The 25,092-nt window shown below is 64.6% G+C and carries 27 protein-coding genes; 25 read left to right on the plus strand and 2 right to left on the minus strand.

Features of this window, described 5'->3' with window-relative positions; genetic code table 11:
• Positions 1–34: 34 nt before the first annotated feature.
• From IEW81_RS09945 to IEW81_RS09955, 3 genes are read left to right on the plus strand one after another with little or no spacing between them, the layout of a single operon-like run.
• Positions 35–817 (plus strand): lysophospholipid acyltransferase family protein, encoded by a 783-nt coding sequence (locus IEW81_RS09945; RefSeq protein ID WP_229671343.1) that lies wholly within the window; start codon positions 35–37, stop codon positions 815–817.
• Positions 804–1,832 carry an NAD(P)H-dependent glycerol-3-phosphate dehydrogenase gene (locus IEW81_RS09950; protein WP_097059738.1) on the plus strand — a complete coding sequence of 343 codons (1,029 nt, stop codon included), beginning with the start codon at positions 804–806 and terminating at the stop codon, positions 1,830–1,832. The genes IEW81_RS09945 and IEW81_RS09950 overlap by 14 nt, the downstream gene beginning before the upstream one ends.
• Positions 1,833–2,924, plus strand: coding sequence for a D-alanine--D-alanine ligase family protein (locus IEW81_RS09955; RefSeq protein WP_097059739.1), 1,092 nt, complete (start codon positions 1,833–1,835; stop codon positions 2,922–2,924). It begins immediately after the preceding gene.
• Here the strand turns inward: IEW81_RS09955 and IEW81_RS09960 are convergent.
• Complete coding sequence (locus IEW81_RS09960) at positions 2,921–3,271, minus strand: DUF1844 domain-containing protein (RefSeq protein WP_097059740.1); 351 nt, start codon at positions 3,269–3,271, stop codon at positions 2,921–2,923. The genes IEW81_RS09955 and IEW81_RS09960 overlap by 4 nt on opposite strands.
• Positions 3,272–3,589: 318 nt before the next feature.
• Between IEW81_RS09960 and infC the strand changes: the two genes are divergently transcribed.
• The 10 genes from infC to pheT all read left to right on the plus strand — a co-directional run bounded on the left by infC (position 3,590) and on the right by pheT (position 12,789).
• Positions 3,590–4,267 (plus strand): translation initiation factor IF-3, encoded by a 678-nt coding sequence (gene infC / locus IEW81_RS09965; RefSeq protein WP_097059741.1) that lies wholly within the window; start codon positions 3,590–3,592, stop codon positions 4,265–4,267.
• Positions 4,260–4,454 carry a 50S ribosomal protein L35 gene (rpmI, locus tag IEW81_RS09970; RefSeq protein ID WP_097059742.1) on the plus strand — a complete coding sequence of 65 codons (195 nt, stop codon included), beginning with the start codon at positions 4,260–4,262 and terminating at the stop codon, positions 4,452–4,454. The genes infC and rpmI overlap by 8 nt, the downstream gene beginning before the upstream one ends.
• Positions 4,455–4,471: 17 nt before the next feature.
• Positions 4,472–4,858 carry a 50S ribosomal protein L20 gene (rplT, locus tag IEW81_RS09975; RefSeq protein WP_097059743.1) on the plus strand — a complete coding sequence of 129 codons (387 nt, stop codon included), beginning with the start codon at positions 4,472–4,474 and terminating at the stop codon, positions 4,856–4,858.
• A gap of 132 nt (positions 4,859–4,990) precedes the next feature.
• A complete protein-coding gene (locus IEW81_RS09980; RefSeq protein WP_097059744.1) occupies positions 4,991–5,794 on the plus strand; it encodes a TrmH family RNA methyltransferase in 804 nt (267 codons plus the stop codon).
• Positions 5,795–5,884: 90 nt separating this feature from the next.
• Positions 5,885–6,622, plus strand: a complete 738-nt coding sequence (locus IEW81_RS09985) for an amino acid ABC transporter ATP-binding protein (protein ID WP_097059745.1) — start codon at positions 5,885–5,887, stop codon at positions 6,620–6,622.
• A 35-nt stretch (positions 6,623–6,657) separates the two neighbouring features.
• Positions 6,658–7,533 carry a glutamate ABC transporter substrate-binding protein gene (locus tag IEW81_RS09990; protein ID WP_097059746.1) on the plus strand — a complete coding sequence of 292 codons (876 nt, stop codon included), beginning with the start codon at positions 6,658–6,660 and terminating at the stop codon, positions 7,531–7,533.
• A gap of 114 nt (positions 7,534–7,647) precedes the next feature.
• Entirely contained in the window at positions 7,648–8,295 is a 648-nt protein-coding gene (locus tag IEW81_RS09995) for an amino acid ABC transporter permease (RefSeq protein ID WP_097059747.1), read from the plus strand.
• Positions 8,292–9,236 carry an amino acid ABC transporter permease gene (locus IEW81_RS10000; protein WP_097059748.1) on the plus strand — a complete coding sequence of 315 codons (945 nt, stop codon included), beginning with the start codon at positions 8,292–8,294 and terminating at the stop codon, positions 9,234–9,236. The genes IEW81_RS09995 and IEW81_RS10000 overlap by 4 nt, the downstream gene beginning before the upstream one ends.
• A gap of 20 nt (positions 9,237–9,256) precedes the next feature.
• Positions 9,257–10,297, plus strand: coding sequence for a phenylalanine--tRNA ligase subunit alpha (gene pheS / locus IEW81_RS10005; protein ID WP_097059749.1), 1,041 nt, complete (start codon positions 9,257–9,259; stop codon positions 10,295–10,297).
• Positions 10,297–12,789, plus strand: a complete 2,493-nt coding sequence (gene pheT / locus IEW81_RS10010) for a phenylalanine--tRNA ligase subunit beta (RefSeq protein WP_097059750.1) — start codon at positions 10,297–10,299, stop codon at positions 12,787–12,789. Before pheS ends, pheT begins: the two co-directional genes overlap by 1 nt.
• Positions 12,790–12,799: 10 nt before the next feature.
• Here pheT and IEW81_RS10015 read toward each other — a convergent pair whose 3' ends face one another.
• Entirely contained in the window at positions 12,800–13,240 is a 441-nt protein-coding gene (locus IEW81_RS10015) for a hypothetical protein (RefSeq protein WP_097059751.1), read from the minus strand.
• 33 nt (positions 13,241–13,273) lie between these two features.
• Between IEW81_RS10015 and argC the strand changes: the two genes are divergently transcribed.
• From argC to tyrS, 12 genes are all read left to right on the plus strand, one after another.
• Complete coding sequence (argC, locus tag IEW81_RS10020) at positions 13,274–14,317, plus strand: N-acetyl-gamma-glutamyl-phosphate reductase (protein ID WP_097059752.1); 1,044 nt, start codon at positions 13,274–13,276, stop codon at positions 14,315–14,317.
• Positions 14,314–15,462 (plus strand): bifunctional glutamate N-acetyltransferase/amino-acid acetyltransferase ArgJ, encoded by a 1,149-nt coding sequence (gene argJ, locus IEW81_RS10025; RefSeq protein ID WP_097059753.1) that lies wholly within the window; start codon positions 14,314–14,316, stop codon positions 15,460–15,462. Before argC ends, argJ begins: the two co-directional genes overlap by 4 nt.
• The gene (gene argB / locus IEW81_RS10030) at positions 15,462–16,370 is read left to right on the plus strand and encodes an acetylglutamate kinase (RefSeq protein WP_097059754.1); all 909 of its coding nucleotides are present in this window, start codon (positions 15,462–15,464) and stop codon (positions 16,368–16,370) included. Before argJ ends, argB begins: the two co-directional genes overlap by 1 nt.
• On the plus strand, positions 16,367–17,542 hold the full coding sequence (locus tag IEW81_RS10035) for an acetylornithine transaminase (protein ID WP_097059755.1): 1,176 nt from the start codon (positions 16,367–16,369) through the stop codon (positions 17,540–17,542). Before argB ends, IEW81_RS10035 begins: the two co-directional genes overlap by 4 nt.
• Positions 17,539–18,465 (plus strand): ornithine carbamoyltransferase, encoded by a 927-nt coding sequence (argF, locus tag IEW81_RS10040; protein WP_097059756.1) that lies wholly within the window; start codon positions 17,539–17,541, stop codon positions 18,463–18,465. Before IEW81_RS10035 ends, argF begins: the two co-directional genes overlap by 4 nt.
• A complete protein-coding gene (locus IEW81_RS10045) occupies positions 18,462–19,532 on the plus strand; it encodes a heparan-alpha-glucosaminide N-acetyltransferase domain-containing protein (protein WP_097059757.1) in 1,071 nt (356 codons plus the stop codon). Before argF ends, IEW81_RS10045 begins: the two co-directional genes overlap by 4 nt.
• A complete protein-coding gene (locus tag IEW81_RS10050; RefSeq protein ID WP_097059758.1) occupies positions 19,529–20,725 on the plus strand; it encodes an argininosuccinate synthase in 1,197 nt (398 codons plus the stop codon). The genes IEW81_RS10045 and IEW81_RS10050 overlap by 4 nt, the downstream gene beginning before the upstream one ends.
• 5 nt (positions 20,726–20,730) lie before the next feature.
• Positions 20,731–22,167 (plus strand): argininosuccinate lyase, encoded by a 1,437-nt coding sequence (gene argH / locus IEW81_RS10055; protein WP_097059759.1) that lies wholly within the window; start codon positions 20,731–20,733, stop codon positions 22,165–22,167.
• The gene (locus IEW81_RS10060; RefSeq protein ID WP_097059760.1) at positions 22,164–22,748 is read left to right on the plus strand and encodes a DNA-3-methyladenine glycosylase; all 585 of its coding nucleotides are present in this window, start codon (positions 22,164–22,166) and stop codon (positions 22,746–22,748) included. The genes argH and IEW81_RS10060 overlap by 4 nt, the downstream gene beginning before the upstream one ends.
• A 44-nt stretch (positions 22,749–22,792) precedes the next feature.
• Positions 22,793–22,936 carry a hypothetical protein gene (locus IEW81_RS10065; RefSeq protein ID WP_179691763.1) on the plus strand — a complete coding sequence of 48 codons (144 nt, stop codon included), beginning with the start codon at positions 22,793–22,795 and terminating at the stop codon, positions 22,934–22,936.
• A 27-nt stretch (positions 22,937–22,963) separates the two neighbouring features.
• Positions 22,964–23,191, plus strand: coding sequence for a DUF817 family protein (locus IEW81_RS10070; protein WP_097059761.1), 228 nt, complete (start codon positions 22,964–22,966; stop codon positions 23,189–23,191).
• 161 nt (positions 23,192–23,352) lie between these two features.
• On the plus strand, positions 23,353–24,651 hold the full coding sequence (gene tyrS / locus IEW81_RS10075; RefSeq protein ID WP_097059762.1) for a tyrosine--tRNA ligase: 1,299 nt from the start codon (positions 23,353–23,355) through the stop codon (positions 24,649–24,651).
• Positions 24,652–25,092: the final 441 nt, after the last annotated feature.

The raw sequence follows: 25,092 nt of genomic DNA on the forward strand, positions 1-25,092 counted from the left end.
GCATGAGAGCTGGGTTCATGAAGGCTGTTCGACGGTGACCGAAGGCGTTCCAGCGACGGCGGGGTCGACACGCTCGACGTCGGAGAAGACCGCGATCTTCTGGTTGCTCGCGGGGGTTCTCATTCCGCTCATGAACATCGTCGGCCGGTATCGCGTGCGCGGTCTCGAGAACGTGCCGGAGGCGGGCCCGTTCGTGGTGGCTCCCAACCATTACAGCAACGTCGATCCGATCGTGATCGGGATCGGCCTGTGGAAGTCCGGCAGGATGCCTCGCTACTTCGCCAAGGCCTCCCTGTTCCGCATCCCCATCGTCGGGGCGATTCTGCGCAAGGCCGAGCAGATTCCGGTCGAACGCTCAGGCAACCCGCGTGATGGGGCTGGCCCGCTCCGACAGGCCCAGCAGATCGCTGCGGCCGGTCACGCCGTGGTGATTTACCCGGAGGGATCGCTGACGCGAGATCCTGACGGCTGGCCGATGCGCGGAAAGTACGGGGCCGTGCGCACGGCACTTGATGCGGGGATCCCCCTCATTCCTGCGGCCAGCTGGGGCGCGCACCTGATCATGCCGCAGTCGACGAACCGCCTGAGCCTCTTCCCTCGCAAGTCGGTCGACATCGTCTTCGGCGAACCCGTCGACCTCAGCGAGTTCGCCAACCGGCCGCGCGACTCGCGCGTGCTGGCCGAGGCGACCCTCAAGCTGATGACCGCGATCACCGCCCTCGTCGAGGGGCTGCGCAATGAGGCAGCGCCGACGCAACGCTGGAACCCCACCGAGCATGGCCAAACCGAGATCGGACGCTTCAATGACAAACGCTGAACCACTGGCCCTGCAGGCTCGCAGGGTCGCTGTGCTCGGTGCAGGGTCGTGGGGCACCACTTTCGGCAAAGTCCTCGCCGATGGTGGCTCAGACGTCGCCATGTGGGCGCGTCGACCGGAGCTTGCACGCGAGATCTCCCAGTCCAAGCGCAATAGCGACTACCTGCCAGGCATCAACCTGCCTCGCGGGCTCTGGGCCTCGTCGAGACTGCCCGAGGTGCTGGATGGCGCCGAGCAGGTCTACCTGTCAGTGCCCGCCCAGTCTCTTCGCGAGAACCTGCGGATCGTGCGCGAACTCATCCCGGACGGTGCTGTGGTCGTCTCGCTGATGAAGGGTGTCGAGAAGGGCACCCGCGCGCGGATGAGCGAGGTGATTCGCCAGGAACTCGGCATCGATAGTGACCGGGTCGCCGTGGTATCCGGGCCGAACCTGGCGCTGGAGATCGCGAAGGAGTGGCCGACCGCCGCCGTCGTCTCGTCAGACAGCCTCGACACGGCAACCCTCGTCGCCATGACGTCTACCAACCGCTATTTCCGCTCGTACGTGAACACCGATGTGATCGGCACCGAGTTCGGCGGCGTGCTGAAAAACCTGATCGCGGTGGCGATCGGCATCGTCGATGGGGTCGGCTACGGCGAGAACACCAAGGCATCCATCATCACGAGGGGGCTTGCCGAGATGACGGATTTCGCCGTCGCGTACGGGGCGAAGGCCGAGACGCTTGCGGGGCTTGCCGGGCTCGGCGACCTCATCGCCACGTGCGAGTCGTCGCTCTCCCGCAACAACACCGCGGGAAGGCTGCTCGGGCAGGGGTACAGCTTCAGCGAGGTTATCAAGCAGATGAACCAGACTGCGGAGGGGTTGTCATCCGTGGCACCGATCCTCGAACTGGCGCTGGCCAAGAACGTCGAAATGCCGATCGTCAGCCAGGTGGCCGAAGTACTGGCCGGTACGCTGGCTCCGCGCGATATCGCTCCGCATCTCACGACCGACGACATCCCGCAGGGGGAATAGTTGCCCAAATTGACAGTCGCGCTGCTTTTCGGCGGGCGCTCCGCCGAGCACACGATCAGCTGCGCCACCGCTGGAGGCGTACTGTCTGCGATCGACCGCGACAAGTACGACGTGATTCCGATCGGTATTACCAGGGACGGCGCGTTCACACTCCAGCCCGATGACGCCGCGCTCTTCGCGCTCAACCCGACAGCGATGCCGGCGGTCACCGACAACGGCAGCCGCGTGCTCTGGCCGGATTCTGCTGCCACCCGTGAGCTATCGGTGACGGCTGCCTCAGGGCAGCGCCGCTCACTCGGCACCGTAGACGTGGTGTTCCCGATCCTGCACGGGCCCTTCGGTGAGGACGGCACGGTGCAGGGCATGCTCGAACTGCTCGGCCTGCCGTACGTCGGAAACGGTGTACTGGCCTCGGCGCTCGGCATGGACAAGCACTTCACGAAGACCGCACTCGAAGCGGTCGGGGTGACGGTAGCGCCGTGGGTGACCGTATCGCCGGCGCAGTGGGCGGCAGACAACGAGCTCTGGCGTGGTCGTGCGGCGTCTCTGGGCCTGCCGGTGTTCGTGAAGCCCGCGCGAGCCGGCTCATCCGTCGGCGTGACGAAGGTCACCGTCGCCGAGAAGCTGGATGCTGCACTCGAGACCGCGTGGGCAGAAGACGGCAAGGCGCTCATCGAGCGAGCCATCGTCGGACGTGAGCTCGAATGTGCCGTGCTGTCCGGACGCGACGGTTCGGCCACCAGGGTCAGTCTCGCTGGGGAGATCATCGTCCAGGGTGATGGCTTTTACGACTTCGAGGCAAAGTACATCGACGACTCGGCTGCGCAACTGGTGTGCCCGGCCGAATTGACCGAGGGCGAACTCGCCGAGATGCAGAGAGTCGCGGCCCGCTCGTTCGAGGCGATCGGTGGATCGGGCCTCGCGCGGGTCGACTTCTTCTACACCGGCACCGAATTCGTGGTCAACGAACTCAATACGATGCCGGGGTTCACGCCGATCTCGATGTTCCCCAAGTGCTGGGCGGCGAGCGGTCTCGCGTATCCGCAGCTCATCGACGAACTTATCGAGCTGGGGCTGCAGGCGATCCGCTAGTTGACGGCGCCGGTGAGCTTCTCGCCAGGGCCCTTGCCCGGGGCATCCGGAATGGATGACGCTTCGCGAAACGCCAGCTGAAGCGATCGAAGGCCGTCGCGCAGGGGCCGCGCGTGCTGGTCGCCGATCTCGGGAGCGGCGGCAACCACCAGGCCAGCGAGCACCGTGATGAGCTTGCGCGCTTCGTCGAGGTCGATGTCGGCCGTCGCGTTCGGGCTGTCTGACAGCCCGAGCTTCACCGCTGCAGCGCTCATGAAGTGCACCGCAACCGTGTTGATCAACTCGACAGCGGGAACCTCGGAGATGTCCCTGATCTCGTCATCTGCGTCGAATCGTGCGTCGCTCATGGAGTCCTTTGTTGATTGGGCTTGGTCGTTTGGCGCGGTAGCTGCTATTCTTCTACAGGCTTCGGGGCTTGCCCCGGCTAAGAAAGTGGAGATTCTCCCACCTGTCAACCGCTTCTCAAGGTTACCGGGTTGTTACACCCCGTTTGATTGATGCAGCGGCCATATGAACAGTGCAGTAGCTGTGCGAATAGCCGCACAACATGTCTAGCTGCACGAAGTAGTTAGTCGCATGATCGAATAGCAGGGTGGATCAAGGGTTTCCCTCTTTCGTGCCGTGCGACAACCGTCGCGACTACACGTACTAGAAGGAGAACACGCATCAGCGATCCCCGTACCAATGACCGAATCCGCGTTCCGGAGGTCCGTCTTGTTGGCCCCAACGGCGAGCAGGTCGGTGTCGTCCGTATCGAAGACGCTCTACGTCTGGCTGTGGAGGCAGACCTGGATCTGGTTGAGGTTGCTCCCAATTCCAAGCCTCCCGTTGCCAAGATCATGGATTACGGCAAGTTCAAGTACGAAGAGGCACAGAAGGCCAAGGAAGCCCGGCGTAACCAGGCGAACACGATCCTCAAGGAGGTTCGCTTCCGCCTCAAGATCGACACCCACGACTACGAGACGAAGCGCAAGCGCGCCGAGGGGTTTCTCGCAGCTGGCGACAAGGTCAAGGCCATGATCCTGTTCCGCGGGCGCGAGCAGTCCCGCCCCGACCAGGGCGTGCGCCTGCTCCAGAGATTTGCCGAAGATGTTTCGGAGTTCGGTTCCGTGGAATCGACCCCGATGATCGACGGCCGCAACATGGTCATGGTGATCGGCCCGCACAAGACGAAAGCAGCGGCGAAGGCAGAGGCTGACGCTCGCAAGGTCGCCAACAAGCCGGCACGTGCACAGGAAGACGCGGCTCCGGCCGCAGCACCGAGCATCCCAGACGTAGCCGAGGCGGCTCCCGCCCCGGTGGCAGCAGCAGTACCAACCAAAGAAGAGGAAAAAGATGCCTAAGCAGAAGACGCACTCCGGTGCCAAGAAGCGCTTCAAGCTGACCGGTACCGGCAAGGTCATGAAGCAGCAGTCTGGCATGCGACACAACCTGGAAGTCAAGAGCGGCAAGCGCAAGCGCTCACTGAACCAGGAACAGGTCCTTGCTCCGCAGGACGCCAAGGTCATCAAGAAGCTTCTCGGTAAGTAAGGGTCAGGAACAGAACAATGGCAAGAGTAAAAAGGGCAGTCAACGCCCACAAGAAGCGTCGCGTCATACTTGAGCGTGCCAAGGGTTACCGTGGACAGCGTTCGCGCCTCTACCGCAAGGCCAAGGAGCAGGTCACTCACTCCCTCGTCTACGCGTACCGTGACCGTCGTGCCCGCAAGGGTGACTTCCGTCGCCTGTGGATCCAGCGCATCAACGCGGCATCACGCGCCAACGGCCTCACGTACAACCGCCTCATCCAGGGCCTGAACCTGGCTGGCATCGAGGTCGACCGTCGCATCCTCGCCGACCTCGCTGTCACCGAGCCTGCCACGTTCGCGGCGATCGTTGCCACGGCGAAGGCGGCTTTGCCGGCCGACACGAGTGCACCGCGCGTCAGCGCCTGATCGGGCTCCATTACCGTCAGAAACCCCGGGCAACTGCCCGGGGTTTCTGTCATTACCCCGCGGGCACACGATGGCGCCGCGGAATCGCTGGTGCGATTTTCAAGGCTGCAGCGCGCACATAAGCTTGAGCCCATGATCGATAATCCACGTTCTCCCAGGGTCCGAGCTGTCGCCAAGCTGGCGAAGAGGGATGCCCGGTCCGAGACCGGGCTTTTTCTCTTGGAGGGCCCCCAGGCTGTTTCCGAGGCGCTGGAGTTCAGGCCCGAACTCCTGGTTGAGCTGTTCGCAACTCCCACCGCATCGGAGCGGCACGGGGCGATCGCCCGCATGGCCGCCGAGGCGGGCCTCGAGGTCGAATTCGTGACGGAGGATGTCATCGATGCGATGGCAGACACTGTCACCCCACAGGGAGTCATCGCGGTCTGTCGCCAGTTCCCGACGTCCCTCAAAGACATTCTCGGGGGCGAGCCGAAGCTCATCGCGGTGCTCGAAGAGGTGCGCGATCCGGGTAACGCCGGCACGATCATCCGGGCCGCGGATGCTGCAGGTGCCGACGCGGTCATCCTCACCGGGCGCAGCGTCGACCTCTACAACCCGAAAGTCGTCCGAGCGACGACCGGCTCCCTCTTCCACATTCCGGTTGCGGTCGGCGTCGAGCTCGAAGCCGTGCTCGAGAAAACGAAAGGCGCTGGGCTGCAGGTCATTGCGGCCGACATCAAGGGCGTCGACCTCCTTGTGGAGCGCACTGCTGGCACCCTCAGCGGGCCGACCGCATGGCTGTTCGGCAATGAAGCTCGCGGGCTCTCTGACGAGCATTTCGCCCTTGCTGACCGGGCCATCAGCGTGCCGATCTATGGTCACGCCGAGTCGATGAACCTGGCCACCGCCGCGTCGGTGTGCCTCTATGAAAGCGCGTTCGCCCAGCGCTCGGTGTAGCACGAATCGCATGTTTGCGGGGTGTCACGCTGGGGTTACGAATCCTCAGCTCGGTTGACCCCCGTTCGTGGGATGTGGTTGGGTGGCATTATGGAGCCACTGATTGTCGTCGATCATGTCAACAAACATTTCGGTGAACTTCACGTATTGAAAGACATCACGACGACCATCCATCGTGGCGAGGTAGTCGTCGTTATCGGGCCGAGCGGTTCAGGAAAGTCAACGCTCTGCCGTGCCATCAACCGTCTCGAGACGATCGACAATGGCACCATCACGATCGACGGACAGGCGCTGCCGTCCGAGGGCGCCGCGCTCGCGAAGCTGCGAGCGGATGTCGGCATGGTGTTCCAGTCATTCAATCTCTTCTCGCACAAGACTGTGCTCGAAAACATCACCCTCGGGCAGTTGAAGGTTCGTAAACGCTCCAAATCCGACGCTGACAAACGCGCGATGGAGCTGCTCGACCGCGTCGGTGTCGCGGACCAGGCCGCGAAGATGCCATCGCAACTGTCCGGTGGCCAGCAGCAGCGTGTTGCGATCGCGAGGGCGCTTGCGATGGACCCGAAGGTCATGTTGTTCGACGAGCCGACCTCGGCGCTCGACCCCGAGATGATCAATGAGGTCCTGGATGTCATGGTCGGGCTGGCGAAAGACGGCATGACGATGGTCGTAGTCACCCATGAGATGGGCTTCGCTCGCAAAGCTGCCAAGCGCGTGCTGTTCATGGCCGATGGCGAGATCGTCGAGGAAGCCACCCCGGAGAAGTTCTTCACAAACCCCCAGAGCCCGAGAGCGCAGGACTTCCTCTCGAAAGTGCTTACCCACTAACCAGTGGGCAAGAACCACAGCAACCAGGAGGAAACATGAGACTCAAAAAAGGTCTGATGGTCTCAGCCATCGCGCTTACCGGCGTGCTTGCGCTGAGCGCGTGCACCGATTCAGGTGCCCCGACCGCCGGCGAGTCGGAGGCTCCCGTCGCGGAGGTGACTTTCGAAGCAGGGTCGACTATGGCGGCGCTCAACGAGGCTGGCGCCATCACCATCGGCACGAAGTTCGACCAGCCGCTCTTCGGCCAGGTCGACGGCAGCGGCGATCCCCAGGGATTCGACGTCGAGATCGGCAAGCTCATCGCATCCAAGCTTGGCATTGCCGAGAGCGGCATCACATGGACCGAAACGGTGTCCGCGAACCGCGAACCGTTCATCCAGTCGGGTCAGGTCGACATCGTCGTTGCGACCTACACGATCAACGACAAGCGAAAAGAAGTCATTTCCTTCGCTGGTCCGTACTACAACGCCGGTCAGGACATCCTCGTTGTCGCGGGCAATCCTGAGGGCATCAAGGGCCCCGAAGACCTCGCGGGCAAGCCGGTCTGCACGGTCGCGGGTTCAACATCAGAGGCGAACATTGCTGAGTACACGGACCAGATCACATCTCTTGGCGGGTACGCCGAATGCCTGCCCCTGCTGAGTTCGGGTGCGGTCGTTGCCGCGACGACAGACAATGTGATCCTTGCGGGTCTTGCCGCAAACAGCGCCGGTGAGTTCGAGGTGGTCGGCGCTCCGTTCACCGAGGAGCCCTATGGCATCGGCCTCGCGAAGGATGACACCGAGTTCCGCTCGTTCATCAACGACGTGCTCGAAGAGTCGTATGACGATGGTGACTGGGCCGCGGCCTGGAACAAGACCGCGGGAGCGGAGCTTCCGCTGCCAGACCCGCCCGCAGTCGACCGCTACTAGGCGAACATGACAGGCGGCCCACCCGGTATTACCGGGTGGGCCGCTTCCCAGCCACCAGCACCCAACCCCCCAGCAGCACCCAGCCACATCACCACCTGACCCGAGAGGAGACCCATGGATGCCATCATCGAAAACCTTCCCAGGTTCGTCGACGCCTTCCTTATGACACTTCGCCTTCTTGTCGTCTCGGGCATCGGCGCCCTCATGATCGGCACCCTGGTCGCGGCCATGCGCATCTCACCCGTTCCCGCCTTCCGTGGCTTTGCAACCGTCTATACAGAGATCATCCGCAATACTCCGCTCACTCTCGTGCTCTTCTTCTGTGCCTTCGTTCTGCCGCAGCTCGGTGTTCGGTTCGACTATGCGATCGCCGCAACTATCGGTCTCACCGTCTACACCTCGCCTTTCGTGGCTGAGGCTGTGCGCTCCGGGGTCAATGGCGTCTCCGTGGGCCAGGCCGAGGCGGCTCGCGCGATCGGGCTCGGGTTCGGTCAGACTTTGACGATGGTGATCCTGCCCCAGGCGATCCGGATGGTCATTCCTCCCCTCATCAACGTGCTGATTGCACTGACCAAGAACACCTCGGTTGCCGCGGGTTTCGCCGTGCTCGAACTCGTTGCAGTGTCGCGCCAGGTCATCCAGTTCAATGGCAACGCGACGGTGACCATCCTTGTCGCGGTTGCCGTCTTCTACCTCGTGATCACTGTGCCGCTCGGGCAAGCTGCCAACCTGCTCGAACGAAGGGTCATGGTGCAACGATGAGCGTGCTCTACGACGTTCCCGGGCCCAGGGCCCGCCGTCTTTCCCTGATCTTCTCCATCGTCGGCGGCCTGCTCATCGCCGCCGGGCTCATCGCGATTTTCGTCTTCCTCTCCCAGCCCCGGATCAATGCTGGAGGGGTCGCCCAGCCGGGTGTCTTCGATGGAAGTCGCTGGGACCTCCTGGGCGACAGGGCCCTGTACCGCGCCGTGTGGAGGGGTCTTTCTGCGACGCTGCTGATGGCTGGCGTAGCCGCTGTGTTCGCCATCACGTTCGGCATCCTGCTGTCGATGGCGCGCACGGCCACAACGGCCGCCATCCGCATTCCGGCGATCGTGCTGATCGAGTTCCTGCGCGGGATGCCCGTGCTGCTCATGATGCTCTTCATCCTGCTGGTGTTCTCGACCGGCCAGTTCTGGGCCGGTGTCGGGGCCCTGGCCGTCTACAACGGAGCGGTGATCGGAGAGGCTCTCCGTGCGGGAATCGCATCACTTCCCCGGGGCCAGCGTGAGTCGGGGCTCGCGGTGGGCCTCACCCCACTTCAGACGCGATTCTCGATCGAATACCCGCAGGCGTTCCGCCAGATGCTGCCGATCATCATCGCCCAACTCGTCGTCCTGCTGAAAGACACGTCGCTGGCGTACATCCTCGGTTACCAGGAGTTGCTCAACGTCGTGCTCAAGCAGGGGCCGACCACCTTCGGTCCGACCTATCTCTTCACGCTTTTCTTCGTGGTGTGGGCGGTTTACCTCGCCGTCAACATGGCACTCTCCTGGATCGCGCGATTCGTTGCGCGCCGCACGGCCGCAGGTCGCGGCGGCGGCAAGAGCAGGCGCACCGAGAAGATCATCGCCCAATTGGGCGGAGCAGGCATGGCGGGCGCGAGTGATCCACTGAGCGTGCCCGGTGCCAGATCCGACCACGACACGGGGTACCAGCCGTAGCCTGACTAAACTTTGGTGTTGTGCCAGAATCCACCCCCATCACCGCGAGTGCAGTAGCCGAGGTCGTCGACGCGGCATTGGCTGCTGTCGCCGCCGCGACCTCCATGTCAGAACTGCGGGCCGCCCGTGCCGAACACGCCGGTGACTCATCCCCACTCGCACGACTCAATGGCAGCCTGAAGTCGATCGATCCGGCCGATCGCGCGGCGGCAGGAAAGCTCGTCGGCCAGGCCAGGGCCAGGGTCGGCCAGGCGTTCGCCCCGCGCGAGGCCGAGCTCGCCGTCGCAGAGGAGAGCCAGCGACTTGCCGACGAGGCGATGGATGTCACGGCTGTGGCGTCACGCTGGAACGCCGGCGCGCGGCATCCGCTCAGCCTGCTCATGGAACGCATGAGCGATGTCTTCATCGCCATGGGGTGGGAGATCGGCGACGGGCCAGAGCTCGAGAATGAGTGGTTCAATTTCGATGCGCTGAATATGGACGAAGACCATCCGGCTCGCAGCGAACAGGACACATTCTTCGTCGACCCGATCGACAGCCACCTCGTGTTGCGCACGCAGACGAGTCCCGTGCAGATCCGCTCGCTGCTGGCCCGTGAGCTGCCGGTCTACGTGGTCTCGCCCGGCAAGGTGTTCCGCAAAGACGAGCTCGATGCGACACACACGCCGGTGTTCCACCAGATAGAGGGCATCGCGATTGATAAGGGGCTCACGATGGCGAATCTTCGCGGTACCCTCGAGCACCTGGCGCGCGCGATGTTTGGCGAGGATGCGCAGATCCGCCTGCGCCCCAACTACTTCCCGTTCACCGAGCCGAGCGCCGAGATGGACGTGTGGCAGCCGAACGCCAAGGGCGGTGCGCGCTGGGTCGAGTGGGGTGGTTGCGGCATGGTGAACAGCAATGTGCTGCGCGCCGCTGGTGTCGATCCCGACGTCTATCAGGGTTTCGCGTTCGGCATGGGTATCGAGCGCACGCTGCAGTTCCGCAACGACATGAATGACATGCGTGACATGGTCGAGGGCGATATCCGCTTCTCACAGCAGTTCGGGATGGTGGTCTGATGCGCGTTCCCATCAGTTGGTTGCGCGAGTTCGTCGACATCCCGCTGGATGTCACGCACGAGCAGATCCATGCCGCCCTCGTGAAGGTCGGCTTCGAGGAAGAAGACGTCCACGGCTTCGAACTGTCCGGGCCGATCGTCGTCGGCCAGGTTCTCGAGTTCACTCCCGAGCCCCAGTCGAACGGCAAGACCATCAACTGGTGCCAGGTGGATGTCGGTGACACCGAACCCCGCGGCATCGTCTGCGGAGCGCACAACTTCTCCGTGGGCGACAAGGTCGTTGTCTCGCTGCCTGGCGCGGTGCTCCCGGGGCCGTTCCCCATCGCCGCGCGAAAGACCTACGGCCACGTGTCCGACGGGATGATGGCGTCGGCCCGCGAGCTCGGCATGGGCGAGGAGCACGACGGCATTCTGTTGCTCTCGAGCCTCGGTCTCGACCCCGTGGTCGGCACCGAAGCCGTGCCGCTGCTGGGTCTCGATGACTTCGCCGTCGAGATCAATGTCACGCCCGACCGCGGCTACGCGTTCTCGATCCGCGGCATCGCCCGCGAATACTCCCATTCCACCGGCGCGACGTTCCGCGACCCGGCCCTTGCGCCGACGCCGGTGGCTGGCACCGGATTCGCGGTCACGGTCGACGACGTCGCGCCGATCCGCGGCAGGGTAGGCGCCACCGTCTTCGTGACTCGCGTCGTGCGCGGCATCGACGCGTCAAGGCCCACCCCGCCCTGGATGATCGCGAGGCTCGGGCTCGCCGGCATCCGGAGCATCTCGCTCACCGTCGACATCACGAACTACGTGATGCTCGAGCTCGGCCAACCCACGCATGCCTACGACCTCGACAAGCTCTCGGGCGGCATCGTTGTGCGCAGGGCGATCGCGGGGGAGACCCTGACGACCCTCGACGACAGGTCTCGAAACCTCAGCACCGAAGACCTGCTGATCACTGACGGTTCCGGCCCGATCGGCCTTGCTGGCGTGATGGGGGGCGCCTCGACCGAGATCGATCCGGCCTCGACGAACGTGCTGGTCGAGGCCGCGAACTTCGATCCGACCTCGATCGCGCGCACGGCCCGACGCCACAAACTTCCGAGCGAGGCATCTCGCCGCTTCGAGCGCGGAGTCGATCCCGCGGTGGCAGAAGTCGCCGCCGCCCGTGTCGTCGAGTTGCTCGTCGAACTGGGGGCGGGAACGGCTGAATCCCTCGGCTCCGTGTTCGACGACTCCACCGCACGCACACCGATCGCGCTGCCCGATGGCTACATCGCCGGGCTCATCGGTGCGCAGTTCAGCGCCGACGAGATCACCGGTGCCCTCACCGACATCGGCTGCCTCGTGGATGCCGCAGCCGACGGTCTCTCTGTGACGCCGCCGTCCTGGCGCCCCGACCTCACCGACCGCGCCACCCTCGCCGAGGAAGTGGCCAGGATCGTCGGCTACGACCGCATCCCCTCGGTGCTCCCCGTGGCGCCCCCCGGGCGTGGACTGACGCGCGAGCAGCGACTGCGTCGCTCAGCGTCTGCGTCGCTCGCGTCTGCCGGGCTTACCGAGGTGCTCGCGTACCCGTTCCTCAACCAGGCGTCGAATGACCTGTTCGGTTCGCCCATCGCGGGCACGATTCCGGCCGTGAAGCTCGCGAACGCGATCGACTCCGAAGCCGCCTGGCTCCGGACTTCCCTGCTCCCCGGGCTGGTGACCGTCGCGAGGCGCAACCTGTCGCGTGGGCTCACTGATCTCGCCATCTTCGAGGTCGGCACCGTGTTCCTGCCGGAGTCGGGGCGTAGCTACGGCAGCGACGCGCTTCCCGCAGGTAACGCGTATCCATTGCCAGAGGTACTGGACGAACTGCGCGGCAGCATCCCCGCACAGCCCTGGCATGTCGCGGCCCTCTTTGTCGGTGACGCCGTCGCTAAGCAGCCTGGACAACCGTCTATCCAGCGCGGGCTGTCGGATGCGATCAGCACCGCACAGCATCTCGCAGCAGTGCTCGCCTCACCACTCACCGTCGTGACGGGAACCCACCAGGCTATGCACCCCGGTCGAACGGCCGAGCTGCGATCGGGTGACCGTGTGGTCGGCTACGCGGGAGAGCTGCTGCCATCACTAGCGGCAGAACTCGACCTGCCGAGGGTTGTCGCCGTGCTCGAACTCGACCTCGACGCACTCATCGAGCTCGGCGCCGAGCAGATCGCCCCGACTCCGATCGTGTCCTATCCCGCCGCAACGCAGGACCTGACCCTCGTCGTGCCCGAGGCGGTGCGTGCCGGCGAGTTGCTGGCAGTGCTGGTCGAGGGTGCCGGCGAACTGCTCGAGAATGTGGCGCTTGTCGATGATTACCGCGGTGCGGGGATTCCCGACGGCAGCAAGTCACTGACGTTCGCCCTCAGGTTCCGGGCGACCGACCGCACCCTGACGGCAGCGGAGGCGACCGAAGCGAAGACCGCCGCGGTTGCTCTCGCCACGACGATGATGGGAGCGGTCCTGCGCGAGTAGCGCTTATCGCCTACCTTTTCCCGCCACCGAGCAGGTCGCCGAGCAGGTCGCCTGTTCCGCCGGGCGATGCTGGTGCGGCAGCGGGTTCTGCCGGTAAGGCCTGCTTCTTGCCGAAGAACTGTGAGGCGAGCCAGCCGATCACGATGGGTGCCGTAGTCGACAGGACCTTCGCGATGACGTCCTGGGTGATGTTGCCGTCGCCATCGCCGGCGCCGGGGTTCGATTGGGCTTTCGCCGCAAGGCTAGCGATTCGCTCCAGCCAGCAACAGTGCAGTACTGTCGGAGCGTGATCACGATTCCCGCCACCGACGCACGCCTCAGGCTGCGTCTCTCGGCGGGTCGTGCACCCGGGCTGCGACGCCAGCCCGACGAGCGACGATAGGCGACGTTCCCCTCCGCAGCCACCTGCTCCCGCGAGCAGGGTCGGCTCTCGTGAACGGCGCCGCAGCACTCCCCTCGTCCCTCCTCTCGTTAAGGTAGTGTCATGTCTCTTTCCGTCGCCGTGGCTGGTGCCAGTGGCTACGCGGGTGGTGAGCTTCTGCGGCTGCTCTCGTCTCACCCCGAGTTCGAGGTGACCACGGTCACCGCATTCCAGAACGCCGGCCAGCCGCTGGTCACCCTGCAGCCTCACCTTCGTTCGCTCGCTCACCTGCAGCTCCAGCCGACGGATGCCGCGACTCTCGCAGGCCACGATGTCGTCTTCCTGGCCCTGCCGCACGGCAAATCCGGGGAGGTCACCGCCGCACTGTCGGCGGGCACCGTCGTCATCGATTGCGGGGCCGATCACCGACTCGAGAGCGAGGCCGACTGGGCGGAGTTCTACGGCGGCGAGTACTTCGGCGCCTGGACATACGGACTGCCGGAACTGCTCACTCAGACCGGCACGCAGCGTGATGCTCTCAGGGGTGCCACCCGCATTGCGGTTCCCGGATGCAACGTCACGGCGATCACGCTCGCCCTCGCCCCGGGCATCCACTCCGGCGTCATTTTCGGAGACGACCTCGTCTCCGTGCTGGCGGTGGGACCATCCGGGGCGGGCAGGGTGCCCAAGACCGAGCTTCTCGGCAGCGAGCTGATGGGTTCGGCGAATGCCTACCAGGTGGGCGGTGTGCACCGTCACAACCCCGAGATTCGCCAGAATCTGCAGATGGCGGGAGGGGTTGACGTCAGCATCTCGTTCACCCCCGTGCTCGTGCCCATGAGTCGCGGCATCCTCGCGACCAGCACGGCGAAGCTCGTGCCGGGAACGACCGAATCGCAGGTTCGCGAAGCCTGGGAAACGGCGTACGCCGCGGAGCCGTTCGTGCACGTTCTGCCCGCTGGCCAGTTCCCGCGGACGGCCGATACTCTCGGCGCGAACACGGCACTCATCGGCCTCGCCGTCGACGAGGCGGCCGGTCGGGTCGTCGTCATCTCGGCCATCGACAATCTCGTCAAGGGCACCGCGGGTGCCGCCATCCAGTCGGCGAACATCGCGCTGGGCTTTGCAGAGACGACAGGACTTTCCGTGGATGGGGTAGCGCCGTGAGTGTGACAGCAGCGAAAGGCTTCGAGGCTTCGGGCGTCGAGGCAGGCTTGAAGTCGAGCGGCGGGCTCGACCTCGCACTGGTTGTCAACCGGGGGCCGCTCATGAATGCGGCCGCCGTTTTCACGAGCAACCGGGCACTCGCGAATCCGATCATCTGGTCGAAGCAGGTGATCGCCGACGGCACGGTGTCGGCGATCGTGCTGAACTCGGGTGGAGCCAACTGCTTTACCGGGGCGCAGGGCTTCCAGGTGACACACGCGACAGCCGAAGCCGTCGGCTCCGCGCTCGACGTGAGCTCGGGCGACGTGCTCGTGTGCTCCACCGGTCTCATCGGCGATCAACTCCCGCTCGACAAATTGCTGCCGGCAGTCGCCGTCGCGGCGGCGGCTCTGGGGGATCACGGCGACGAGGCATCCAGGGCCATCATGACCACGGACTCGAAACCGAAGCGGTCGATCAGGCTGGGCAACGGCTATACCGTTGGCGGCATGGCGAAGGGTGCGGGCATGCTCGCGCCGGGGCTCGCGACAATGCTCGTGGTCATCACGACCGATGTCGTGCTCTCGTCGGCAGAGCTCGACATCGCGCTGCGCAGCGCCACCCGCGTGAGCTTCGACAGGCTCGACTCCGACGGCTGCATGTCGACTAACGACCAGGTGTCGCTTCTCGCGTCGGGCGCCTCGGAAGTGGAGCCCCCGCTCGATGCGTTCACCGCCGTGCTGACGGAGGTCTGCCTCGACCTGGCCGAACAGCTGCAGGGCGACGCCGAGGGCGCGAGCCACGACATCCGCATCGAAGTGACGGGCGCCGCGACAGAAGACGACGCCGTGGAGGTGGGTCGCTCCATCGCCCGCAACAACCTCTTCAAGGCTGCGATCTTCGGCAACGACCCCAACTGGGGCAGGGTGCTGGCCGCGATCGGAACCACGGATGCCGCGTTTGACCCGTACGACGTCGACGTCTCGATGAACGGGGTTCGGGTCTGCCACGAGGGCGCCCCCGACCGGCCGCGCACCGATGTAGATCTCACGAACCGCAGGGTGGACCTGCTGGTCGATCTCAAATCGGGAACAGCTACCGCGACCATCCTGACCAACGACCTCACGCATGATTACGTGCATGAGAACAGCGCGTACTCCAGCTGATGCCGCATCTCTCTGACAACCGGGCCCAGAACCAGGCCGCTGCCAAAGCTGCCGTGCTCATCGAAGCCCTCCCGTGGCTGAAGCGATTTCACGATGAGATCATCGTCGTCAAGTTCGGCGGCAACGCCATGATCGACGATGACCTCAAGCGTGCGTTTGCCGAAGACATGGTCTACCTGCGTTATGCCGGAGTCAAGCCCGTGGTGGTGCACGGTGGCGGGCCACAGATCACCGCCGAGCTCACGCGCCGTGGCATCCCGAGTGAATTCCGCGGAGGTTACCGGGTCACGACCGCGGAGAGCATCGGCGTGATCAGGCAGGTGCTCGCAGAGCAGGTCGGCGGCGAACTTGTGCGCCTGGTCAACGAGCACAGCATCAGTGATCATGGTGATCTGGCGCGCGGCATCTCCGGTGACGACCACGGGCTGTTCACCGGTGTGACCCGGGGAGCAGTCGTCGATGGTGAGACCGTCGACCTCGGGCTCGTCGGTGAGGTCACCGAGGTAGACACCGCGAGTGTGATCGCCGCTCTCGACCAGGGACTCATCCCGGTCATCTCGACCGTGGCGCAGGGGCCGGATGGGCTCCTCAACGTCAACGCCGACTCGGCGGCAGCGTCGCTGGCCATCGCACTGAACGCCGCCAAGCTCGTGATCCTGACCGATGTGGCGGGCCTGTACAACGACTGGCCGAACCGCGATTCCCTGGTCAGTGTCATCACGACCACCGAGCTGGAGCTTCTTCTACCGAGCCTCACCTCCGGCATGATCCCCAAGATGTCGGCCTGCCGGGATGCGGTCGTCGGGGGAGTAGCGAAGGCGGCCATCATCGATGGTCGTGAGAAGCATTCCATCCTGCTCGAGGTCTTCACCCAGAGCGGAATCGGCACGGAGGTGGTACCGGCATGACCTGGCAGCACGACTATTCAGAGCGGATCATGAAATCCGCAGCACTTCCCAGTGCCGAGCTGGTGCGCGGCGAGGGTGCGTACGTCTGGGATTCCGAGGGGACGAAGTACCTCGACTTCCTGTCCGGCATCGCGGTCAACTCGCTCGGCCACGCGCATCCCGTGCTCGTGGAGGCGGTCAGCCGGCAGATCGCGACACTCGCCCACGTGTCCAACTACTTCGCCACGCCCCCGCAGCTCGAACTCGCCGAACGCCTGCGCCGGCTGTCCGGTGCCGGTGAGCGCGGCCGGGTCTACTTCGCAAATTCAGGAGCCGAGGCCATCGAGGCCGCGATCAAGCTCGCGAGGCGCACCGGGCGGCCGCGCATCCTGAGTTTGCAGAATAGTTTTCACGGTCGCACCATGGGGGCGCTCTCGCTGACGGGCAAAGCGTCACTGCGTGAGGCCTTCGAGCCGCTGCTGCCCAATGTCTCTCATCTCGAATCGACGATCGAGGCGCTCGAGAAGGCCATGGGTCCGGATGTCGCGGCTCTCATCGTCGAGCCGATCAAGGGTGAGGCAGGAGTCATCGACCTGCCGGCCGGATACCTCGCAGCAGCCAGGGAGATCACCGCATCACACGGCGCTTTGCTGATCATCGACGAGATCCAGACGGGTGCGGGACGCACCGGCGAGTGGTTCGGGTTCCAGCACGACGGCATCGTCCCTGACGCCATAGTGGCAGCGAAGGGTATCGGCGGTGGAGTGCCGATCGGTGCTCTCGTGACCTTCGGTGAGGCATCCGATCTACTGATCGCAGGCCAGCACGGCAGCACGTTCGGGGGCAACCCGCTCGTCACTGCGGCATCGAACGCGGTGCTGGGCGAGATCGAGCGAGCTGGACTGGTCGAGAACGCCGCCAGGCGCGGGGAAGAGCTCAACGCCGCCATCGCCGGGCTGCCACTGGTCGATGAGGTGCGTGGCAAGGGCCTACTTATCGGTGTCGGGCTGTCGTCCCCTGTCGCCAGTGCCGTCGTCACCGAGGCAGCGGCACGTGGCCTGATCATCAACGCCCCCAATGACTCGAGCATCCGTCTCGCGCCACCGCTGATCATCGGTGACGCCGAGGTCGCGGAGTTCATCGAGAAATTCGCCAGCGCGCTGCTCGCCAGCGCATCGAAAGGAACATCGTGACCCGCCACTTCCTGCGTGATGACGACCTAACCCCCGCCGAGCAGGCCGAGATCCTCGATCTGGCCGCAGAAATCAAGGCGGATCGCTGGGCTCTCAAGCCCCTCGCGGGCCCGCAGACCGTCGCCGTCATCTTCGACAAGTCATCGACGCGCACGCGCGTGTCATTCGCTGTGGGAATCGCCGATCTCGGTGGTGTGCCCCTGATCATCTCCACGGCGAATAGCCAGCTCGGCGGCAAAGAGAGCCCATCAGACACCGCGCGCGTGCTCGAGCGCCAGGTTGCCGCGATCGTGTGGCGCACCTACGGGCAGTCCGGCCTGATCGAGATGGCGGCGAATACTACGGTGCCCGTCATCAACGCCCTGAGCGACGAATTCCACCCGTGCCAGTTGCTCGCCGACTTCCTGACGATCAGGGAGCATAAGGGCGCGCTCACAGGGTTGACCGTCACTTTCCTGGGTGATGGAGCCGACAACATGGTGCACTCCTACCTCCTCGCGGGAGCGACGGCAGGAATGCATGTACGCGTGGCGTGCCCTGCCGACTACATGCCGGATAGCCGCATCGTCGCGGATGCCGACGCCATCGCCGTGCAGACCGGCGGATCGGTGACGCTTTACACCGACCCGCTCGCGGCCGTCGCCGGCGCAGACGTCGTCGTGACAGACACCTGGGTGTCCATGGGGAAAGAGGTCGAGAAGGCAGCACGGGTCGCCGCGCTCAGCTCCTTCACGGTCGACGCCGAGCTCATGGCGCTGGCCAAGAGCGATGCGATCTTCCTGCACTGCCTTCCCGCCGACCGCGGGTACGAGGTGACCTCGGAGGTCATCGACGGCCCCCAGAGCGTCATCTGGGATGAGGCCGAGAATCGCCTCCACGCCCAGAAGGCGCTCATGGTCTGGCTGCTGGAGCGCGCTGGTTGACCTCTGACACGCGGATTGTCGGCATCGATGTCGCGCGCGGGCTGGCCGTGCTCGGGATGTTCGGTGCGCACATCGGCGTGATCATGCCGTTCGACTGGCTCGAGCCCGACACGTGGTCCGACGTGGTCAGTGGTCGGTCGTCGATCCTGTTCGCCACGCTGGCCGGGGTGTCGATCGCGATCATGTCGGGCCGCACGACGGTGGTGTCGGGCGTCGACCTTTCCCGGGTCAGGCTGCGCCTGGCCGTTCGCGCGTTCCTCGTGTTCGTCATAGGGGGGCTGCTCATAGCGCTCGGCACCAATGTCGCCGTGATCCTCCCGGTGTACGCGATGCTCTTCGCGATGGCGCTCCCGTTCCTGCGAATGCCACCACTGGCACTATTCGGCAGCGCGCTCGTCATCGCCGTGGCCGTGCCCCTGTTTCTCGCCACCGTCGGTCCGCTGCTCGGTGATCCACCTAACGAGGGGATCGCCCTGGCCTCGGACCTGTTCCTCAATGGCAGCTATCCGGCGCTGTTGTGGATCGCTTTCGTGCTCGTCGGCCTCGGTATCGGTCGGCTCGATCTCGCAGCGCGTTCTGTTCAGGGAGGGCTGCTTATTCTCGGCGCGATGCTTGCCACGCTCGGGTACAGCGTGGGGGAGTTCGCGGCCGCCACGCTGGGCGCGTCATCCATCGCCACGACGGAGCCCCACAGCGGCAGCCCCTTCGAAGTCGTCGGCTCCCTCGGATTCGCGCTTGCAGTACTCGGGATCTGCCTCTACGCGAGCCGGGTCATCCACCGGCCCCTGTTTCCGCTCGCTGCCGTCGGGTCGATGGCCCTGACGGTATACACGGTGCACATCGTCGTCATCGCGATGATCGGCGCGAGTGTGCCCGGTGAGGATGACAACTCGCTGTGGATCATCTTCGTCGTCGTGGCGCTCGCCGCGGCCTCACTCTGGAAGATCTTCATCGGAAAAGGCCCGCTCGAGTGGCTGCTGGCCGTGGCATCCCGCAGCGCAACCCGACCACCGCGCGCCGATAGGCTTGATCCAGCAACCCCCCAGCAAAGGAACCCAGAATCATGACAGAACGCGTCGTCCTCGCCTATTCCGGTGGCCTCGATACCTCGGTAGGCATCGGGTGGTTGAAGGATGCCACGGGCAAAGAGGTCGTGGCTCTCGCCGTCGACGTGGGCCAGGGTGGCGAAGACATGGATGACATTCGCCAGCGTGCACTCGACTGCGGCGCAGTGGAGTCGATCGTCGTCGATGCGAAAGATGAGTTCGCGGATGATTTCCTGATGCCGGCCCTCAAGGCCAACGCGATGTACCAGAAGCGCTATCCGCTGGTCTCGGCGCTCAGCCGGCCGGTCATCGCGAAGCACCTTGCGATCACCGCCAAGAAGCTCGGTGCTGACAGCGTCGCCCATGGATGCACGGGCAAGGGTAATGACCAGGTGCGCTTCGAGGCAGCGGTGGCAGCTCTCGCGCCCGAGCTCACGAGCATCGCCCCCGTTCGTGACCTGGCTCTCACTCGGGATAAGGCGATCATCTACGCCGAGCAGCACAACCTCCCGATCCGCCAGTCTGCGGCGAACCCCTATTCGATCGACAAGAACGTGTGGGGTCGAGCCGTCGAGACGGGCTTCCTCGAAGATCCGTGGAACGCCCCGATTGAAGACCTGTACGAGTACACCCAAGACCCGTCCATCCCTCGCGACGCTGACGAGGTCATCATCACGTTCGCGTCGGGCATCCCTGTCGCCATCGACGGTGTGCAGCTGAGTGCTCTCGCCATTATCGAAGAGCTCAACGCGCTCGCCGGCAAGCACGGTGTCGGTCGCATCGACGTCGTCGAAGACCGCCTCGTGGGCATCAAGAGCCGCGAAGTCTACGAAGCGCCCGGGGCCATCGCCCTCATCGAAGCGCACGAGGCACTGGAGGCACTCACCCTGGAGCGCGACCTCGGCCGTTTCAAGCGCGGTGTCGAAGCTGAATGGTCGAACCTCGTTTATGACGGACTGTGGTTCTCGGGCCTCAAGCGCTCGCTGGACGTCTTCATCGACGACACGCAGAAGTACGTGAGCGGCGAGATCCGCCTGAAGCTGCAGGGCGGCCGCGCGACGGTCACCGGCCAAAAGAGCGAGCAGAGCCTGTACGACTTCAGCCTCGCCACCTACGACACGGGCGATACCTTCGACCAGTCGCTGTCGAAGGGATTCATCGAGATCTGGTCGCTGCCGTCGAAGATCAGCGCGCGCCGCGACCTTCGCGGCTAGTCGGGATGCCTGTGCCGAATTCCACCGAGGGTAAGACAGGCGAGGGTTCACTGTGGGGTGCGCGGTTTGCCAGCGGCCCGTCGCCCGAGCTCGCCCGGCTGAGTCGCTCGACGCATTTCGACTGGCAGCTTGCCGCCTATGACATCGCCGGATCCCACGCACACGCCAAAGCGCTCGCCGCGGCCGGGTATCTCGACAGCGAGCAGGAGCAGGCCATGCACTCCGGGCTCGTCGAGGTGCTGCGTCGCGTCGACAGCGGTGAACTGCAGCCCCAGCCCGATGACGAAGATGTTCACGGTGCCCTCGAGTCGGCGCTCATCGGCGTCGTCGGCGCCGAGCTTGGCGGCCGATTGAGAGCGGGGCGCAGCCGCAACGACCAGATCGCCACCCTCGTGCGGATGTACCTGCTCGACCACGCGGCAGCCATCGGCGATCTCGTAGTCGACCTGATCGATGCGATCAACGCGCAGGCGGAGAAGAGTGGCGAGGCGATCCTTCCCGGGCGCACGCATCTCCAGCACGCCCAGCCCGTGCTGCTCGCGCACCAGCTGCTCGCGCATGCGTGGCCGCTCGTGCGCGACCTCGAGCGCCTGCGTGACTGGCGCGTTCGGGCATCCACCTCGCCATATGGTGCCGGCGCGCTTGCCGGCAGCAGCCTGGGGCTCGACCCTGCCCTGGTCGCCCGGGAGCTCGGCCTGAGCCGCCCGGGCGAGAACTCCATTGATGCGACGTCGAGTCGCGACGTCGTCGCCGAATTTGCGTGGATCGCCGCCCAGGTCGGAATCGACCTGTCGCGATTCGCCGAGGAGCTGATCATCTGGAACACCCGCGAATTCGGTTTCGTGCGGCTTCACGATGCGTACTCGACGGGCTCGTCGATCATGCCGCAGAAGAAGAACCCCGACATTGCGGAACTGGCCCGGGGAAAGTCGGGCAGGCTGATCGGCAACCTGACCGGGTTGCTGGCCACCCTCAAAGGGCTGCCCCTCGCCTACAACCGGGACCTGCAGGAAGACAAAGAACCGGTTTTCGACTCGGTTGAGACACTCGAGGTGCTGTTACCGGCCTTCACCGGCATGGTCGCAACCCTCAGCTTCGACACCGATCGCATGGCTGAGCTTGCCCCCATGGGATTCTCCCTCGCGACGGATGTCGCAGACTGGCTCGTGCGACAACGCGTTCCCTTCCGCGAGGCCCACGAGATCAGCGGAGCCCTCGTGAGGCTGTGTGAACAGGAGGGCCTCGAACTCCATGAGCCCACGGACGAGCAGTATGCGAGCATCTCCGCTCACCTGACAGGCGAGGTGCGTGACGTGCTCACCATCCGCGGTTCAGTGACCAGCAGGAGCGGGGTGGGCGGAACTGCGCCGGAGCGGGTCGCGGAGCAGCGCATCGAGCTGACCAATCGGGTTCGCGCCCTCGCGACGGGTCGACTGCTCTGATCGAGCTACTCTCGCTGCCCGCCACCGAGGTGGCTCCGCGACTGCTCGGCGCAACGATCACGGTCGGCGCGGTGACGGTGCGACTGACCGAGGTGGAGGCCTATCTCGGCGAGGATGATCCGGGGTCCCACGCGTTTCGCGGACCGACCCCGCGCACCATGGTCATGTTCGGGCCGCCCGGTCACCTATACACCTATTTCACCTACGGCATGCATGTGTGCGCAAATGTCGTGTGTTCGCCCGATGGAGTCGCGTCGGCAGTGCTCCTGCGCGCCGGAGAGGTCGTCGAGGGAGTCGAGCTCGCCAGGTCCCGCCGCACGACCAGCCGCTCCGACCGGGATCTCGCCCGCGGCCCGGGCCGGTTGTGCGTCGCCCTCGGGATCACCCTGACCGATGGGGGAGCGGACCTCGCCGTTTCCCGCATCCGATTGGAGCTGGCCGAAGAACCCCAGGCGTTCGAGCAGGGTCCACGAACCGGGGTGTCCGGTGACGGTGGCCGTGCATCCTTTCCCTGGCGATTCTGGATGCCCGGGGAACCGTCGGTTTTGCCGTACAAGGCCCACGTGCCACGGCACCGCTGACCGGCAACACCGGCTATCCGTGATTCCTCCGCTACGGTGGCACGATGACGCTGCACCGAGACCAGGATCCCGGCTGGTGGAGACGCGGGATGTCACGCCGCGCCATCACCATCACTGTCGTCGTCTGTTTCCTGTTGATCGTGGGCGGTCTCGTCGTCATGGCCCTCAACGGAATCTCGTTTTTCTGAGCCCGAAGCCTGAACGACTTCCCGGTTATGGCCCGGGCGGCGATCGAGGTGGCGATGGTTGCCACGAGACTCGAGGGGTGGCGTGAGATTCGGGTGATCATCCTGTTCCACATCGAGGGCACGGGCATGGAACGCTTCAAGACCGGCATCGGATCGTGGCTGCGGGTGGGCGACGGCGTTCTGCACATCGGGGGAGTCCCATTCTGCGGCGGATCCATCTACACCGCGATCGACCTGTGGATGGTGCGCGTCTAACGGCTGACAGGTGGCTCTGGCAAGACGCGGTCCGTGGTTCCTGCTCATGATCATCTCGGTGGTGCTGGTCACGTGGGTGTACCCGCCACGGTCCTCGGAGCAGCCAGTGACGGATTCGACCCGCACCGGTTAGCCCGGCGAGTCTCCGCTACGGTTATGGCGTGCCAGCAGCCGAGACGATCCAGCAGAACGACCCATCTTTCCCTGACATCTGGGAGGAGATCACGTGGCGTGAACTCGTGCACGTCTCCACGAATGCCGATGAACTGAAGACACTGCTGGCGGGGCCACCGATCACGTATTACTGCGGGTTCGATCCGACCGCGCCGAGTCTTCATCTCGGAAATTTGGTGCAACTGTTGTTGCTGCGCCGCCTTCAGTTGGCCGGCCATAAGCCGCTCGGGCTCGTCGGAGGATCGACCGGTCTGATCGGGGATCCCCGGCCGACTGCCGAACGCACCCTCAACGATGAGGCGACCGTCACCGAGTGGGTGGGTTACCTTCAGGGGCAGGTGTCGAAGTTCCTGAGCTTCGAGGGTGACAACGCGGCACGACTGGTCAACAATCTCGACTGGACGGCCCCGCTGAGCGCGATCGACTTCCTGCGTGACGTCGGCAGGTACTTTCGCGTCGGCACGATGTTGAAGAAGGATGCGGTGAGCGCGCGCTTGAATTCCGACGCCGGAATCAGCTACACGGAATTCAGCTACCAGATCCTGCAGGGGATGGATTTCCTCGAGCTCTACCGCAGCTACGACTGCGTGCTCCAAACCGGAGGCAGCGACCAGTGGGGCAATCTCACGAGCGGAACCGACCTCATCCACAAGGCCGAGGGTGTGAGCGTGCACGCGATCGGTACACCCCTGATCACCAACTCCGACGGCACCAAGTTCGGTAAGAGCGAGGGAAATGCCGTCTGGCTCGACCCCGCGATGACCAGTCCCTACGCGTTTTACCAGTTCTGGCTCAATACCGATGATTCGGATGTCGTCCGTCGGCTGAAGATCTTCACCTTTCTCGCGCGCGACCAGATCGCTGCGCTCGAGACGGCGGTTGCAGAGGCGCCCTTCCGGAGGGAGGCGCAAAAGGTCCTGGCATTCGACGTGACGACGCTCGTTCACGGCAGGGACGCGACCGAGGCGGCCATCGCGGCATCTGCGGCTCTATTCGGCCAGGGTGAGTTTGGATCGTTGGATGAGGCCACCCTCGCCGCAGCTCTTCGCGAGCTCGCCCATGTCGACGCAACTGCTGACACCACGATCGTGCAGCTCCTCGTCGACACGGCACTCGTCTCCAGTTCGAGTGAAGCCAGACGAGCGATCGCGCAGGGCGGGGTGTATCTCAACAACATTGCTGTCGCCGATGACCAGGCTGTGGTGGGAGGCGGAGTCTTGCAGGGCAATGTGGCAGTGCTGCGTCGCGGCAAGAAAACTCTCGCCGGCATCTTCATCGTCGGGTAGCTGTCGCGGGCGGGGGCTGGGCTCGGGTGCGAATTCACGACACGCCCGGGATGCGATCAAATTTCGTCCGTTGGCCAACATGCACGTAAAGTCATCTCTTGTCACCCCAAAGGTGCGGAAAGCCCGGTGCGGATCAACTCCCCACAGCTTCCCGGCCTCAAGAGGAACAAACTCCGAAGTCACACAGCGATTCACCTGTCACAGGGTTTCGTCTTCAGATCTTCGGATGGAAAACCCACTCCGTCAGTTTCGTCCGGACCGGTTGGTGCGCGCTTTTAGCTCGCTTCGATTGGTTAGACAAACGCCGCCGGGATGGTAAGTTATACAGGTTGCTTTCCGCTGGTTGCGGGGGTGATTGTGATGGTTGTGTGGCCCTGAGTGATGCCGGTTTCGGTGGAGGTCAGGAGCGTCCGATCCTTGAGAACTCAACAGCGTGCACAA

Origin of the sequence: Salinibacterium xinjiangense, from assembly GCF_014645015.1 — a bacterium.
Classification (GTDB): domain Bacteria; phylum Actinomycetota; class Actinomycetes; order Actinomycetales; family Microbacteriaceae; genus Rhodoglobus; species Rhodoglobus xinjiangensis.